General features: G+C 71.8%; 10 protein-coding genes, 2 pseudogenes and 1 riboswitch. Of the genes and pseudogenes, 6 read left to right on the top strand and 6 right to left on the bottom strand.

The features are described 5' to 3' along the window. Positions 1-26: 26 nt before the first annotated feature. Positions 27-2,741, bottom strand: a complete 2,715-nt coding sequence (locus tag NV263_RS12490) for an MMPL family transporter (protein ID WP_263253204.1) — start codon at positions 2,739-2,741, stop codon at positions 27-29. Between the two features lie 175 nt (positions 2,742-2,916). Here NV263_RS12490 and NV263_RS12495 point away from each other — a divergent pair, with 175 nt between their 5' ends. Next, a complete protein-coding gene (locus tag NV263_RS12495; RefSeq protein ID WP_263253205.1) occupies positions 2,917-3,600 on the top strand; it encodes a TetR/AcrR family transcriptional regulator in 684 nt (227 codons plus the stop codon). A gap of 147 nt (positions 3,601-3,747) precedes the next feature. Here the strand turns inward: NV263_RS12495 and NV263_RS12500 are convergent, their stop codons facing one another. Beyond that, positions 3,748-4,653, bottom strand: coding sequence for a class I SAM-dependent methyltransferase (locus NV263_RS12500; RefSeq protein ID WP_263253207.1), 906 nt, complete (start codon positions 4,651-4,653; stop codon positions 3,748-3,750). A 250-nt stretch (positions 4,654-4,903) separates the two neighbouring features. Here NV263_RS12500 and NV263_RS12505 point away from each other — a divergent pair. Continuing rightward, positions 4,904-5,349: pseudogene (locus NV263_RS12505) on the top strand (TetR/AcrR family transcriptional regulator). 101 nt (positions 5,350-5,450) lie between these two features. Here the strand turns inward: NV263_RS12505 and ribB are convergent. The 3 genes from ribB to NV263_RS12520 all read right to left on the bottom strand — a co-directional run bounded on the left by ribB (position 5,451) and on the right by NV263_RS12520 (position 9,713). Next, positions 5,451-6,098: a 3,4-dihydroxy-2-butanone-4-phosphate synthase gene (ribB, locus tag NV263_RS12510; RefSeq protein ID WP_263253208.1), complete on the bottom strand. Its 648-nt coding sequence runs from the start codon at positions 6,096-6,098 to the stop codon at positions 5,451-5,453. Between the two features lie 92 nt (positions 6,099-6,190). Continuing rightward, positions 6,191-6,318: riboswitch (FMN riboswitch) on the bottom strand. 207 nt (positions 6,319-6,525) lie between these two features. Beyond that, complete coding sequence (locus NV263_RS12515; protein ID WP_263253209.1) at positions 6,526-8,088, bottom strand: alpha-amylase family glycosyl hydrolase; 1,563 nt, start codon at positions 8,086-8,088, stop codon at positions 6,526-6,528. Positions 8,089-8,513: 425 nt separating this feature from the next. Beyond that, positions 8,514-9,713, bottom strand: coding sequence for a cytochrome P450 (locus tag NV263_RS12520; protein ID WP_263253211.1), 1,200 nt, complete (start codon positions 9,711-9,713; stop codon positions 8,514-8,516). A gap of 303 nt (positions 9,714-10,016) precedes the next feature. On the opposite strand from NV263_RS12520, the pseudogene NV263_RS12525 reads away from it, so the two are divergent. From NV263_RS12525 to NV263_RS12535, 3 genes and pseudogenes are all read left to right on the top strand, one after another. Continuing rightward, a pseudogene (locus NV263_RS12525) lies at positions 10,017-10,835 on the top strand (SAM-dependent methyltransferase). 244 nt (positions 10,836-11,079) lie between these two features. After that, complete coding sequence (locus NV263_RS12530) at positions 11,080-11,835, top strand: SDR family oxidoreductase (protein ID WP_263253212.1); 756 nt, start codon at positions 11,080-11,082, stop codon at positions 11,833-11,835. 183 nt (positions 11,836-12,018) lie between these two features. Then, complete coding sequence (locus NV263_RS12535) at positions 12,019-13,497, top strand: helix-turn-helix domain-containing protein (RefSeq protein WP_263253214.1); 1,479 nt, start codon at positions 12,019-12,021, stop codon at positions 13,495-13,497. Positions 13,498-14,115: 618 nt separating this feature from the next. Here NV263_RS12535 and NV263_RS12540 read toward each other — a convergent pair. Beyond that, complete coding sequence (locus NV263_RS12540; RefSeq protein ID WP_263253215.1) at positions 14,116-14,391, bottom strand: hypothetical protein; 276 nt, start codon at positions 14,389-14,391, stop codon at positions 14,116-14,118. Here NV263_RS12540 and NV263_RS12545 point away from each other — a divergent pair. Beyond that, positions 14,390-15,601: a hypothetical protein gene (locus tag NV263_RS12545; protein ID WP_263253216.1), complete on the top strand. Its 1,212-nt coding sequence runs from the start codon at positions 14,390-14,392 to the stop codon at positions 15,599-15,601. The two genes, NV263_RS12540 and NV263_RS12545, sit on opposite strands and share 2 nt — an antisense overlap. The last annotated feature ends 27 nt before the right edge of the window (positions 15,602-15,628 follow it).

The following is a 15,628-nucleotide window of genomic DNA, read 5'->3' on the forward strand; positions in this document are numbered from 1 at the left end:
GAGCGCACAGCGATGACCTCGGCTTTCTAGTGGATCGCGCCGGAGAGCGAGCGGGGCTGGGCGGTCGCGTCCGCGCGCAGGTCGCAGGTGGTGACCGGCGCGGTCGCGGGCAGGACGTCACGCACCTCGGCCAGGCCGGTGGTGCCGGCGAGCACGGTGGCCCGCGTGCCGGTGAGCAGTTCGCGGATCCGCCGGCGCTCGGCGGGGTCGGACACCCGGTCGGTGCGGTCAAGGACGAGCACGGCCGGGTCCTCGCGCAGCGCGCGCCGCACCGGTTCCGCGCCGCCGTCCCCGACGTCGACGTAGGCGACCCGGGAGCGCACCGCCGCGGCCCGCGCGGGCAGGGCGCGGCCGAGCACCTTCGCCTTGCCCCCGTCCGGTTTCAGCCGTCCGGACAGGGTCAGCAGCACGGCGGTGACGGCGGACTCGTCGGCGTCGCGCACCACGTGCGCTGCGCCGCGCGGCACCGCGAACCCGACGTCGTGGTAGACCGGCAGGCCCGAGGACGGGTCGGTCAGCCGCAGCCCTTCGCAGGCGATGGCCTCGTCGCCGCCGGGACGCGGCCAGTTCGCGAGTTCCAGTTCGTCGCGCAGGTTCTCGCCCTCGACGTCGAACGACGGCAGCGCGCGGTCCAGGCGGCGCGGCATCCACCACGCCCGGTCGCCCAGCAGCGCCAGCACGGCGGGCACCAGCGTCATGCGCACGATGAAGGCGTCGACGAACACGCCGACCGCGAGTCCGAGCGCGATGGGCTTGATGTTGGCGTCGCCCTCCGGCACGAACGCGACGAACACCGCGAACATGATCACCGCCGCGGCCGTCACGACGCGCGCCGAGGAGACGAACCCGCGGGTGACCGCGCCGCGCGCGTCGCGGGTGTGCACGTACTCCTCGCGCATCCGCGAGACCAGGAACACCTCGTAGTCCATGGCGAGTCCGAACAGGACACCCATCAGCACGATCGGCATGAAGCTGATGATCGGACCGGTGTGGTCCACGTTGAACAGTCCGGCCAGCCAGCCGTCCTGGAACACCAGGGTGACCACGCCCAGCGACGCTCCGATGCTGAGCAGGTAGCCCAGCGTCGCCTTGATCGGCACCGCGACCGAGCGGAACACCATCGTCAGCAGGACCAGCGACAACCCGACGACGACCACGCCGAACGGCAGCAGCGCCGAACCGAGCTTGTCCGAGACGTCGATGCCCACGGCGGTGAACCCGGTGACGGAGATGTCGATGCCGTAGGTGTCGTGGAAGTGCCCGCGCAGCGAGCGGATCTCGTCGACGAGCTGCTTGGTCTGCTGCGAGTCGGGAGCGCCTTCGGGGATGACCTGCACGATGCCGGTGTCGGCGGTGGGGTTCGGCGTCGCCAGCGGAACGTCGGCCACCCCGGGCAGCCGCTCGATCTCGCCCTTGAGGTCGTTCATCAGCCCGAGCGGGTCGGTGCTGGTGACGATGTTGGCGGTGACGATGAGCGGCCCGTTGAAGCCCTGCGGGAAGTGCTCGGAGATCAGGTCGTAGGTGGCGCGGGCCGGGTCCTGCTCCGGCAGCGAGCCCGCGTCGGGCAGCGCCAGCCGCAGCCCGGCCGCCGGGACCGCGGCCAGACCGAGCACGGCGACCACGGCGAGCACGGTCACCACGGGAGCGCGGGTCACCGCGCGCACCCAACCGGAGAAGAACCGGGTGCCCAGCGGGCTCCGGGCGCGGGACCGCTTGGCGCGCCCGCGCGGGCGCAGCCGTTCCCCGGCGAAGCCCAGCAGGGCCGGGACGAGCGTGATGGACACCAGCACGGCGATGGCCACCGCCACCGCGGCCGCCACGCCCATGGTGGTCAGGAACGGGATCCCGGCGACGCCGAGCCCGACCAGCGCGATCATCACGGTCAGCCCGGCGAAGATGACCGCCGAGCCCGCGGTGGCCACCGCGCGCGCCGCGGCCTCGCGGGCGGTGGCGCCGTCGGCGAGTTCCTGCTGGTGGCGGGAGACGATGAACAACGCGTAGTCGATGCCCACGGCCAGGCCGAGCATCAACGCCAGCAGCGGGGTCGTGGCGGTGATCGGACCCAGCGCGGTCGCGACGAAGATCAGCGCCATCGACGCGCCGACCCCGAGCAGCGCGTTGACCAGCGGCATCCCCGCCGCCAGGAACGATCCCAGGGTGATCATCAGCACCACGACCGCGATCACCAGGCCGAGCGCCTCGACCACGCTCAGGCCGGGGAAGTTCTGGGCGAACAGCGGACCGCCGTAGGACGCCCGCGACCCGTCCGGCAGGCGTTCCTGGAGGCGGTGCGCGATGTCGGCGATGCGGTCCTTGGTGGACTGGTCGATCGCGGTGGTGGCGCCGTCCAGCTGGATCGCGACGATGCCCGCCTGCCCGTCCCGGCTGATCGTGCCGCCGATGTTCTCCTGGTAGGGCGAGACGATCTGGGACGCCTGGGGCATGCTCTTGAGCTCGTCGACGGCCCGCTCCACTTCGCGCCGCACCTCGGGCTCGCGCACGCCGCCCGGGGTCACCACGACGATCTGCGCGGACGCCCCGCTGGTCTGCGGGAAGGTCACCGACAGCCGGTCGAGAGCCTGTTGCGCCTCGGTGCCGGGGATGGTGACGGTGTTGTCCAGGCCCTTGTTCAGCAGACCGGCCGCGCCTCCGGCGACGGCCAGGACGAGCAGCCAGAGCACCAGGACGGTCTTGCGGGCCGCGAACGCTCTGCGGCCGAGCGAGTAGAGGAAGGAGGACACGCCAGACTCCCGTCGCCGGTCGGAGGAGGAGACGTCGCTGTCACCTGATGGTGGATACAGCACCGTATCGGATACGCGAGTGTATCCGATACAAGATCGTATCGTTTACGATGGGTGCCTTCCAGGGCCGGGTCCGGTCGGCGCCGGGGCGGCGACCCACGAGGGAGGGAACGTGGTGAGCAGGAGATCCGCGGCGACCGCGGAAGGCGCGTCCGAAGGCGGGCGCGAGACGGCCCGTCGGGCCAAGACGCGCGAGCGGCTGATGGACGCCGCCTACCGGGAGTTCTGCCGGCACGGCATCAACGGCACGTCCATCGAGGCGATCGCCGACGAGGCCGGGTTCACCCGGGGCGCGTTCTACTCCAACTTCGCCAGCAAGGAGGAGCTGTTCCTGGCGCTCGCCGAGCGGGAGAACCGCGTGCGCCTGGAGGACCTGCGCGCCCGGTTCGCCGACGTCGTCGCCCCGTTCGGTCGCGTCGAGGGCAAACCCGGTCCGGAGCTGATCGAGGAGGCGCTCGCCGACATCCTGGCGTTCCAGCCGGCGGGGCAGCAGTGGTGCCTGCTGCACAGCGAGTTCCGGCTGCTGGCCATGCGCGACCCCGCGGTGGCGCCGAAGTTCCTGGAGACCACGCGCGCCTTCCAGCGCCAGCTCGCCGAACTGGTGGACTCCGCCCTGGAGTCGGTGGGGCTGCGCTTCGCGGTCGACTCGCTGCTGCTGACCCGGATGCTCATCGAGCAGTACGAGTCCGCGATGCAGGAGGCCATCCTCTCCGGCGCCGACGACCCCGAGCAGGCCGCGCGCACCCACGTCATGCGCACGCTCCCGCCGCTGGTGCACAGCCTCACCGAAGTGCGGTGACCCGGGGAGGCGCGGGCGGCGCCTCCCCGGGTGGCCGGTCAGTGCGTGGCCACGTGGTCATACCCGACTCGGGCTCCCGGAGCCGGTTCCGCCACCGGCACCGCTGCCCGAAACGAGTTCGAAGACGGGCTCTTCGACGACAGCCTCTCAGCGCGGCAGTCGCGCGGTGACGTAGCGCTGCTGGCGGGGCATGTCGCCGAGCGCGCCGTCGAGCGGGCGGCCGTAGCGCTCGGCGAGTTCGCTGCCGAGCGAGCACTCGGCCTGCCAGCCGAGTTCGGCGAGCCGGGCGTCCGGGTCGGGGCGCCCGTCGTTGTCGTAGACCAGCTCGTCGATCTCGATCCCGAACTGCTTGGTGATCTCCTGGTAGCGCTCCAGGTTGGAGTCCATCAAGGCCGAGATCGAGCGGATGTGCTCCACGGCGACCCGGCTGCCCGGGGCGGACAGCGAGTGGACCGCCGCGAACAGCCGCTCCTCGGCGTGGTCGGGCAGGTAGGGCAGCAGCCCCTCGGCCAGCCACGCGGTGGGGCGGGACGGGTCGAACCCGGCCTGCTGCAGCGCGGCGGGCCAGTCTTCGCGCAGGTCGATCGGCACCGCGTGCCACGCGCAGCGCGGGTGCGCGCCCTCGCGGGCCAGCACCTGCTCCTTGTACTCCAGGACCTTCGGCTGGTCGATCTCGTAGACCGCGAACCCGTCCGGCCAGTCCAGCCGCCAGGCCCGCGCGTCGAGCCCGGAAGCCAGGACGACCGCCTGCGAGACGCCGTCCTCCCACGCCTGGCGGAAGAAGTCGTCGAAGAACCGGGTGCGCACGCCCATGTGGGTCGCGGTGAACGACCAGATCCCCTCGAACTCGGCGTCGTCGTCGCGGCCGGGGTGGGGCAGCCGGGTGGGCACTGGGAGATCACCGCCGGTCGAGGAGACGAGCGCATCGGCGAACGGGTCCCGTATCAGCGCGTCGGGGCGCTTGGACTCGATGGCGCGTCCTCCGGCGACCATCAGCGCGGTCAGTCCGACGCTGCTGACGATGTCCCACCGGTCGTTGTCATGTCTGGGCATGGTTCCTCCGTGGTCACTGGACGTGATCGGACCGTGTCGGTGGGAAACCTACTCATTTGGTTGTAGTGGACAACCAAATGTGCCGAGTTCAACATCACGCGGAGCTTCGAACCCGTCCACAGCGGACCATTCGGTCATTCTCCCGCGGGTGCGGGCGGGCCCGGAGTCGTCCTGGCGCGAGCGGAGACGACAAGGCTTCCGCCTGGGCGGACTCCCGCGCGTGGCGGGGCCGCCGCGCGGGGAGGTGACCATGGGCGGCAGGACGGCGCGGGCCGAACGCGTCAGCGCGACGCGGGAGCAGATCCTGGTGGCGGCGGAGCGGCTGTTCGCCGAGCAGGCGTGTTCGCGGTGTCCAACCGGCAGGTGAGCGAGGCCGCGGGGCAGGGCAACAACACCGCGGTCGGCTACCACTTCGGCACCAAGGCCGATCTGGGTGCGGTGATCGAGAAATCCCTCGGCGCGCCGTCGCTGCGCCAGATCCTCGACGGGTTGCGGCGCTGCCTGCCCGACCTCCCGGCTGACGTGCGCGCCGAACGCGGCGACATGGCCCGCCAGCTCATGGTGCACATGTGCGCGGAGCGCGAACGCGCGCTCGCCGAAGGGACTCCGACGCCTCGCGCCAGTTGGCACGACGCCGGTACGGGGCTGATCGAGGCGATCGTCGCCGTGTGGCTGGCGCCGGTCACCGGCGGGTAGTCGACGCGGCAGGACGGCGGCTGACGCCGCTTGTAAAGCACGCGCTAGGGCAGACCGCCGACGTCCGACCAGGTCCGGCATCTTTCGGCCACAGTGGACGATCAGCCGCGGCGGTGCGCGGCCAGATCCTCGATGGAGATGAGGGCCAGACCGTGGCGATCGGCGAACTCGCGCAGCTGCGCGCCGCGCATCATCGTGCCGTCGTCGTTGACCAGTTCGGCGAGCACCCCGGCGGGCACCAGACCGGCCGACCGGGCGAGGTCCACGGCCGCCTCGGTGTGGCCGCGGCGCTCCAGGACGCCGCCGTCGCGGGCCCGCAGCGGGAAGATGTGCCCGGGCTGGACGAAGTCGTCCGGCCGCGACCCGGCGTCGGCGAGCAGGCGCAGGGTGTGCGCCCGATCGGCGGCGGACACACCGGTGGTGATGCCGTCGCGGGCGTCGACGGTGATGGTGAACGCGGTGCTCATCCGGTCCCGGTTGCGGGTGGTCATCAACGGGATGTCGAGCCGGTCGAGCAGCTCACCGGCCATCGCGGCGCACACGATCCCGGTGGTGTGGCGGACGATGAACGCGATGTCCTCGGCGGTGGCGGTCCCGGCGGCGCAGATCAGATCGCCCTCGTTCTCGCGGTCGGCGTCGTCGACCACCACGACGATCGCGCCCGCGGCGAACGCGCGCAGCGCGTCCTCGACGGGGTCGAGCCGCAGCTGGTGGGTGGAGGTGGTCTGCTCGGCCGTCGCGCTCGTCATCTCCGGTGCCTTTCGCTCGCGAGGTGCGGCACACCGGGGCATGAGCGACGACGCGGCACCGCGACGCGCGCGGCAGCGGTCGCGGTGCGGTTCGTGCGCGCCTCCCATCCGGACTTTCACCGTCGGTCCCGGAATTCCACCGGGTCAACCGGCCGATTCCTCGGCCGGGTCGCGGACTGTCACCGCCGGTTCGGACTTTCACCGAGCCCCGGAGCGCACGTGTTGGTTGTGCGCGCCGAGTCTCGCACACGCCCGCCCGGGTCGGGAGGCGCTGTAAGTCAGCTCACGCCTGCTCCCCAGCCGTCGCCGCCGCGGTGAGCGGATCGGGCAGCCGCGCCGGGCGAGTTCGTCGGGGGCGCGGGGCGGACGGGCTGCGGGACCCGGCCGGTCCCCGGTGGAGCCGGATCCCGCGTCCACATCGGACTCCTCACACCCCGGCCAGGTCGAAGATCCCGTAGCCGAAACCGTCCACGCGCACCCGGGAGCCCTCGATGGTGGTGCCCCGGTTCTCGACCGCGCGGGCGGTGCGCAGCCGCGGGTCGTCCACCGCGGTCTCGGCCGCGTCCCGACGCGGGTTCACCACGACCAGGTAGCGGTCACCGCGCAGGTAGGTCAGCGGGTACTCGGTGTCGAAGACGTGCACCGGCGAGCGGGGGCCGAACTCGGGGCGGGACTTGCGCAACGCGATCAACCGGCGCACCAGGTTCAGCAGCGAACCCGGGTCCCGGCGTTGCGCCTGCACGGTCGGGCGGTGGGGATCGGGGTCGATCGGGAAGTACAGCCGGTCCGGCGGGGCGGTGGAGAACCCGGCGTTGGCCGAGTAGTCCCACTGCATCGGCGTGCGGTTGCGCTGGCGGCCGTTGCTGCCCTCCTTGTCCGGCAGGCCCTCGATCAGGCGCATGCCGATCTCCTCGCCGTAGTAGATCGCCGGCAGGGTCGGCCAGGTGAGCTGGAAGACGAAGGCAGGCGGCAGTTCCGCCACGCTGCGCCTGCCGTTGTTGAGCCGCAACGCGTCGTCGTGGTTGGCCGTCGGCAGCGAGATGAACCCGCGGTCGCCGACTTCCTTGTTCGCCTTCTCCCACGCGTCGACGAACACCCGCGCGGTGCCCTCGCCGTCATCGCTGAAGTACGGATCGTCCCGGTACAGCGACTTCCACGGCGCGCCGTCGTCCGGACCGCCGAACTGGAAGAAGAAGTCCGCGTGGAACCCGGCGGGGATCGACTTGGTCGGATCGCCCCACTCGGAGATCAGCACCGCGTCGGGGTGCGTGCGGTCCAGCCAGCGGCGCATCTCCTGCCACAGCTTGCCGGTCTCGGTGAAACCCGGATCGTCCTTGACCAGCGAGGAAGCCATGTCGCAGCGGAAACCGGACACCCCGCGGCGCAACCAGTGGTCCATGATCTCCCGCACCGCCGCCCGGTTGGCGCGCGGCCCCTCGGCGTCGACCGGATCGCGCCACGGCTCGGAGTCCTTCGGCCGCGCGTAGCCGAAGTTCAACGCCGGTTGCGTCGGGTAGAAGTTCCGCAGGAACGCCCCGGGCCGCGGTCCCGGTGACCGCACGAAGCCCTCCGGGAGGTCGCCGGGCGGCAGCTGCTCCGGCGTGGCCCAGATGTAGCGGCGGTCGGCGGAATCCTGCCGGGAGTGCAGGAACCACGGGTGCTGATCGGAGGTGTGCCCGACCACGAGGTCCAGCAACACCCGGATTCCGCGCCGCCGCGCGGCTTCCACCAGGCGGTCCACGTCGTCGTTGTCGCCGTAGCGGGGCGCGACCCGCAGGTAGTCGGCGACGTCGTAACCGGCATCGGTGAACGGGGAGGTGAAGATCGGGTTCAGCCACACCGCGGTGACGCCGAGCCAGGACAGGTGGTCCAGGTGCTCGATGATGCCGGCGAGATCGCCGATGCCGTCGGCGTCGGTGTCGGCGAAGCTCTGCGGGTAGATCTGGTACAACACCGCGTCGGAGAGCCAGGACGGACCCGGTTCGGGCACCGCCGGGACGGCGTTCGCCGCCCCCGCCGGAAGCGCGGAACCGAGAACGACCGCGCCTGAACCGATCAAGAACGCACGTCGGGACACCATTGGCCAGTTTCCTTTCCGTGGGGAAACTCCTTCGTGACGCGCCCGGCCTGGAAGGATACAGACCACGCCGATCTCCGGACATCGGCTGATCGGCGCAGCGCCCCGGGATGCGGTCGGCGGTCGACAACCCCGGTTCCTGCCCCGGAAATCCCGGTTTTCGCACGATCCCGGCGCTGGAAAGGTAGCTGGGCGCCGATCGTGCGAGCAGCGCCCGCGCCGGATTCGGCGCGAGGGCGGCGAAAAGCCAACGCCGTGGCCGGAGGTGCGCGGCGCCACGAACGGCCACCACTGACGCCCGGAGCGGCGGAACACCGCCGCGCTGCCGAGAAGAACGCTCACACGTCCCACTCGACGTGCAGCGCGTCGGGGCCGCGCAACGCCGAGGCGATCTGGCTGGAGACCTTCGCCGCGGGTTCGGCGCCCTCGCGCAGGCGCAGGCCGGGTAGGCGTGCGAGCAGCACGGACAGCGCGGTGCGCAGTTCGGCCTGGGCGAGCCAGACGCCCAGGCACGAGTGCGGTCCGCCGCCGAAGGCGGTCGAGGGCAGCACGCGGCGGGTGATGTCGAAGCGGTCCGGCTCGGGGTACACCGCCGGGTCTCGGTTCGCGGCGGTGATCGCGAAGATCATCGTGGTGCCCGCCGGGATGTCGATGCCCTGCCAGGTCACCGCGTCCGGGCAGACGCGCGGCAGCAGCGCGACCGGGGGTTCCCAGCGCAGCCCTTCCGCGACGGCCCACCTGATCTCCGCCTCGTCGGCGCGCACCCGGTCGAGCTGGTCGGGGTGGGTCAGCAGGGCGGACAGGATGCTGCCCAGGGCCAGGTGCGTGGTGTCCGCTCCCGCCGGGAACAGCAGCCGCAGGAACGCCAGCACTTCCTCGTCGGTCAGCCGCTCACCGTCGACCTCGTGCGCGACCAGCGCCGAGACCAGGTCGTCGCCGGGTGCGGCGCGTCGTTCGGCGAGCACCGGGGTGATGCGTTCGGTGAACTCGCGGGACGCCCGCACCGCGCCGTCCGGGTCGAGCGGGAAGGTGAACAGGGCGTGCGCCCACCGCGCCATGTCGTCGACGTCCCACTCGGGCAGGCCGAGCAGGGCGGAGATGACCCGCACCGGGAACGGCGCGGCGAACTCGGCGACCAGGTCGGCGTGACCGCGGTCGGCGAAGTCGTCGACGAGCCGGTGCGCCAGCGGCCGGATCGTCGACGCGGCCAGCGCATCGGAGGCCAGCCGCCGGAACGGCGGGGACGCCAGCGCCTTGTTCACCCGGTGCTCGCGCCCGGTCATGCACTGCAACGTGCGCCCGAGCACCGCGCCGGTGGTGTACGGGTAGATGGCGTTGGCCGGGAACGTCCGCTCGTCCCGGAACGCCGCGGCCACCAACTCCTCGGTGAGCAGCAGCACGGCCTTGCGACCGCCGTGCGGGACGAGCGCGTACGGCTTGCGGGCGCGCAGGTCGGCGAGCAGTCGGTGCAGGTCGGGGATGTCCTCGAAAGCGAAGTCGCAGTCCGTGAAGTCCAGATCGCCGAGGGTTCCGGTCACGGCAACTCCCTTGCCGGGTGGCGAATATCCGTCACCGCTGTGGCGGACCAATGCGCGGTGATGGTAGGAACCCGCATGTCCGACGGCAAGGTGCGACCGGTGGAATTCGGGTCGCCGCCCACGGATCGCGTGGTGGCGGTCGGGGCTACATGATGTCGGGGCTCCCGGAACGAGCCGGCCGCTGAGGTCCGCCACCGGCACCGCCACGCACCAGAAGTTCGAAGACAGCCTCGCAGGCGAACCCGCCGCGGCGCGGAGCGCGCACCCTGTCCCGGAGGGCGCGGAAACCATATCCTGAGCCGCATGGCTGACGAGGTCCCGAAGACCACGACCCCCGGCGTCGACCACACCCGGCCGAACGCGGCGCGCATGTACGACTACCACCTCGGCGGGAACGCGAACTTCCAGGTCGACCGCGACGCGGTGGAGCGGGGACGCGCGATCCTGCCCGATGCGACCTACTACATGCAGCAGAACCGCGCGGTGCTGATGCGCATGGTGCGCTACCTCGTCCAGGACGCCGGCATCGACCAGTTCCTGGACCTGGGCTCGGGCATCCCGACACGGGGGAACGTGCACGAGGTCGCGCACCTGCACGACCCGCGGGCGCGGGTGGCCTACGTCGACTTCGAGCCGATCGCCGTGGCGCACGCCCGGCGCATCCTGGCCGACACCGAGGCGCCGGTGACGATCACGCAGGCCGACATCCGCGAACCGGACGTCGTGCTGAACGCGCCCGGGGTGGCCGGTCTGCTGGACTTCGACCGGCCGATCGCCGTGCTGGCCGTCGGCATCCTGCCGTTCCTCACCGACGACGCCGATGCCGCCGACCTCATGGCGCGGTACCGGCGGGCGACCGCGTCGGGCAGCTACGGAGCGGTCACCCACATCTCCCCGCTGACCTGAACCTGGGAGCAGGTGACCGAAGCGCTGCGGATCCTCGCGGAGACCGCGACGCCGGAGGTGGCCCGCACTCCCGAGCAGATCCGCGCCCTGCTGCCGGGCTACGAGCTCGTCGAGCCGGGACTCGTCCCGGCCGCCCGGTGGCGTCCCGAGCACGAGGTCTCCGAGCAGGACGCCCTGCACAGCAACTGCTACGCGGCGGTCGGGCGCCACGACTGACCCGGTCGTCCTGTGTGGACGGTCGTTCCCGCGTCGTCGGACGGCCCGGACCCGCGCGATCGTCGACGCCCGACACCTGGTGGACCACCGGGTGTCGGTCCCGCGCCTGACCTGCGGTCATCGAAGTCTTTTGTGGATCCACGCGAACTTTCTGCTTCCGCGCGCTCGCGGTGGCCGCCTAGCGTCGGTGGTGCGACCGTTGACGGGTCGCTGACCGGCATCGATTCGGAAGGGAGCGCGGAGCATGGCTGGAGCGTCCTTGGTGGACAAGGTGGCCGTGATCGGCGGTGGAGCGAAGAACCTCGGTGGTTTGCTGGCGACCACGCTGGCCCAGGACGGGGCGAAGATCGTGGTGCACCACCACAGCGACGCCAGCGCGGCGGACGCGGACAAGACCGTCCAGGCGGTGCGGGACGCGGGTGGCCAGGCGATCCCCGTGCAGGGGGATCTGACGCGCGTCGCCGACGTCCGCAGGCTGTTCGACGCGGCGGTCGACGAGTTCGGCGGGGTCGACGTGGCGGTGAACACCACCGGGATGGTGTTGCGCAAGCCGATCCTGGAGACCTCCGAAGAGGAGTTCGACCGGATGTTCGCGATCAACGCGAAGGCGGCGTACTTCTTCATCCAGGAGGCGGGCCGCCGGCTCAACGACGGCGGCAAGATCGTGAGCCTGGGGACGTCGTTGCTGGCGGCGTTCACCGACGGCTACTCGACCTACGCTGGCGGCAAGGCGCCGCTGGAGCACTTCACGCGGGCAGCGGCCAAGGAGTTCGCCGACCGGCGGATCTCGGTCAACACGGTGGCTCCGGGGCCGATGGACACGCCGTTCTTCTACCCGCAGGAGACCCCGGAGCGGGTGGAGTTCCACAAGTCGCAGGCGATGGGCGGTCAGCTGACCCAGATCGAGGACATCGTGCCGATCATCCGGTTCCTGGCCACCGAGGGCTGGTGGTTCACCGGCCAGACCCTGTTCCCCAACGGCGGCTACACCACCCGCTGACCGGCCGGGCGCGGGTGGTCCCGCACCGCCCGCGCTTCGCCGGACCCCACATTAGTCCAATGTGGACTGATATCCTGCCGCGCGGAGCCGCGCCGGGCGACGGGATTCCGAGGGTGATCACTCAGCGTGCCGTGCGATACCGTGGAGGCGCCTGACGAGTAGGAGCTTCGCGGGAGGATTGCCGTGCTTGCGGTCGGTGACGGCGGATCCGCCGCTCGGGGTGAGCTGGAGCGGCTCCGCCTGCTGCACCGCGACGCGACCGGGCGCGACGGGCTGGAGCGCCTGGTGCGCCGGGTCGCGCGGGAGCTCGGTGCGACCGCGGTGCTGCTGGACCCCCGACGCCGCGTCCTGCACGCGTTCCCCGAGGAGCCGCCCGGCCCGGTGCTGCGCTCGATCACGGCGGGTGTCGAACGCATGCTCACCGGCGGGGCTCGGTCGTTGGCGATCGATGCGGGCTCGGAGCGGGTGTGGGCGTTCGCGCTCGGTCCCGAACCGGCCTCACCGGTCCTGGTCGTGGTGGGGGAGCAGGCCGGTTCCGCGGCGCACGGGCCGTTCCTCGATGACGCGCTGCGGCTGTTGCGGCTGTGCTGGGAGAACTGGGCGGGGCGCAGGCGTGCCGGGCGTCTGGACCGGGCCGATCGCGCGGTCCGCGAGGCCGTGTTGCACATGTTGATGGTCGGTCAGCAGCAGGCCGCCCATCAGACCGCGAGCGCGTTGGGGCATGCGTTGCCGGAGTCGGTGCGCGTGGCGGTGGTCGAGGCGGCCTCCGGGATCCGGGAGGTGCTGGCCGCTCGTCTGGCCGAGGCCACCCGGGGGCGGGCTTGGATCGTGCGCTGTCCTGTCTATAGTGGACATTTGATCGCGCTGGTCCCGGCTGATGGTCGGGATGATGAGCGCGTCCCGTTCGGTGAGCTGTTCTCGCCGTCCGACCGGATCAGCGTGGGGGCGAGCCGCACCGCGCACCTGCACCAGGTTCCGGCTGCCTATCGGCAGGCGTTCCACGCGTTGGCGCGTGCCCGCACCGGGCCGCGGTGGCAGGCGACGTTCAGGCCGGACACCGATCTGGCGGCTGTGGTGGGGTGTCGCGGTCGTCGTTGGGCGGAGGGTGTGCTGGCACCGTTGACCGGGCACCGTCCGCGGCGTCCGCAGGACCCGACGGCCGAGGAGCTGCGCGCGACGCTGCGTTCCTGGCTGGCGTTCCACCGCCACGCGGCGCGGCAGCTGAAGATCCACCGCAACACGCTGGCCGCCCGGATCGACAGGATCGAAGGTCTGCTCGGCCAGGACCTGCACGGCCTCGCGGGCCGGGCCGGCACCGACCTGGCGCTGCGTCTGCTGGACGCCGTCGGTGAGGAGCCCGCCGACGACGACCGGTGGGACGATCTCGGTGCGATCCTGGCGGCGTCCGCCGTGCGTGCGTGGGCGAACCGCTTCCTGCGGCCGCTCGTGCAGGCGCCGTCCGGTGTGCTCGACACCGCGCGCGTCTGGATCGAGAACGGCACGCACCTGGAGAGCACTGCGGCCGTCCTCGGGATTTCCGTCCCGGCCGTGCGCAAGAGGCTGCACCGCGCCGAGGAAGCGCTCGAACGCTCGCTGCTGCGCAGCCCCTCGGCGTGCTACGACCTGCACTTCGCGTTCCGCGCCGACGCGCAGCGGTCCTGAGCGCGCGGTGCACCGGCGGCGGTTCGAACAGCACCGCCCGACTCGCACACCATGGCGAAGGTCACCGGGCAGGCGGGTTTGCCGTGGCGACGGGCCCGGGTACCAGCGTGCTGGCACCCGGGCTGGACGAGGAGGTCACGACGTGGGCACCCGACGTCAGCGAGCGGGCGGGAATCCTCCCACCGCCCGCACTAGCGCGTGTTTTATAAGCGGCGTCAGCCGCTTCTCTTTCGGTGAGCGGTCTCGCAGCTCGCACCGCCGCGGGTTCTCCGATGGGCGCAGCGGCGCGTCAGCGCCTCCGTGGGGGGTGGTGGTCGGGTGACGGGCGGGACGCTGAGTGCCTGTCTTTGAACTTGGTTCCGACGGGTCGTGGTAAGCGGCGTGAGCCGCTTTCTCTTTCGGTGAGTGGTCTCGCAGCCAGCACCGCCGCGGGTTCTCAGCGGTCGTCTCGCGAGGACAGCCCCGACGCTGTGTATTGGGCATACATGAGTCGGGGCTCCCGGAGTCGAGACGGCCGCTGAGGTTCCGCTCCCGGCACCGCCACGCACAACGAGTTCAAAGACAGGCACTGAGGTTCCGCCACCGGCACCGCCACGCAAAGCACTTCCGAAACACTCCCTAGTCGCCGGAGCCCTCCAGCTGCTGCCCGCGGTGCGCGAGCAGGGTCGCCAGCCGCCGCACCTCGTCGGCCACCTCCGGGTCGCGGTCGCACAGGAGGTCGGCGAGCTCACCCACGCGCCCCACGACTTCGCCGCAGCACCGCAGGATGTGCCCGCGCGTCTCCGGTTCGGCCCAGGACTCCTCGTGCCGATGGCAGGTGCTGATCAGCCATCCCGCCAGGCTGAGCTCGTGGACGACCGGGTTGTGGAAACCGAACGCGTCTGCACCATGCATGTCCCAGAGGGTGCCGGACGAGGCGGGGTTCGGCTTCCCGGTGAACCACGGCCACCGCGGCGAAGGAGTACCGATCATGGGCGAGTCCGGTTCCGAGTCCGATTCCGGGCACGACGGCCCGACGCTCGGGCTCATCGCGGACCCGGACCTGCCGCAGGAGGTCGCCGAGTACCTCGCCGAGGCGGTGCCCGAGGACACCCCCGACGAGCAGCAGTGGTCGGTGGAGGTCGTGGTCGACCCGGTGACCGCCGGTCGCAGCAGCATCAGCGAGATCCTGCGGGCGGCCCGGGAGCAGCGGCAGGCGCACGGTTGGGACTGCGCGATCTGCGTGACCGACCTGCCGGTCCGGGCGGGGAGCCGGCCGGTGCTGGCCGAGGTGGACCTCGACGAGCACGTCGGCGTGATCTCGCTGCCCGCCCTGGGCGCCGCCCAACCCTTCCGGCGCGCCCAGCAGGTCGTCCGCCAACTGCTCGACGACTTCGCCCGGGCACCGCGCGCCGACGGCGGCCCCGACCAGCGCCGCCACGGCCTGGACAGCCGGTTGACCGAACTGGTCGCCCCGATCCAACGCCTGTCGACCACCGCCGAGCCCGGCCGCGTGGACGTCCGCTACAGCGCGACCCGTCGCCGCGGCCGGGCTCGGCTGCTGACCGGGATGGTGCGCACCAACCGGCCGTGGCGGCTCGTCTTCGGCCTCACCAGCGCACTGGCCGCCGCGGTGGCCACCAGCGCCTTCGGCTTCTCGTCCAGCACGATCTGGCAGATCGCCGACCGGATCGACACGTGGCGGCAGGTCATCGGCGGTGCCGGATCGGTCGCACTGCTGGTCGGCTGGTTGATCGCCGCCCACCACCTGTGGGAGCGGCGCGGCCGCGGCGCCGTGGCCGACCGCGAGCTCACGCTGCTCTACAACGTCTCCACGGTGTTGACGCTGACGCTCGGCGTCGGCTGCACCTACCTCGGCCTGTTCGCCGTCAACGTCGGCGCGGTGGCGTTCCTGATCCCCTCCAGCCTGCTCACGAGCATCCTCGGGCATCCAACCGGTTGGCCCACGTACCTGGCGGTGGCCTGGGCGTTCACCACGATGGGCGTGGTCGCGGGAGCGCTCGGGTCCAGCCTGGAGAGCGACGCCGCCGTGCGCCAGGCCGCCTACGGCTACCGCGAGCGGCAGCGCCGGGCCAGGATCCAGCGGGAGGAAGAGGGTTCGTGACCGCCGGCGGCCGGAAGGCTTGCACCG

This window comes from Saccharopolyspora rosea (assembly GCF_025643595.1).
GTDB lineage: Bacteria > Actinomycetota > Actinomycetes > Mycobacteriales > Pseudonocardiaceae > Saccharopolyspora > Saccharopolyspora rosea.

Coding starts and splice junctions, on each gene's coding strand:
- NV263_RS12500 (WP_263253207.1), bottom strand. CDS start 4,653: ATGCCCAGACATGACAACGACCGGTGGGACATCGTCAGCAGCGTCGGA.
- ribB (WP_263253208.1), bottom strand. CDS start 6,098: ATGACGAGCGCGACGGCCGAGCAGACCACCTCCACCCACCAGCTGCGG.
- NV263_RS12530 (WP_263253212.1), top strand. CDS start 11,080: ATGGCTGGAGCGTCCTTGGTGGACAAGGTGGCCGTGATCGGCGGTGGA.
- NV263_RS12545 (WP_263253216.1), top strand. CDS start 14,390: ATGTCCCAGAGGGTGCCGGACGAGGCGGGGTTCGGCTTCCCGGTGAAC.
- NV263_RS12540 (WP_263253215.1), bottom strand. CDS start 14,391: ATGCATGGTGCAGACGCGTTCGGTTTCCACAACCCGGTCGTCCACGAG.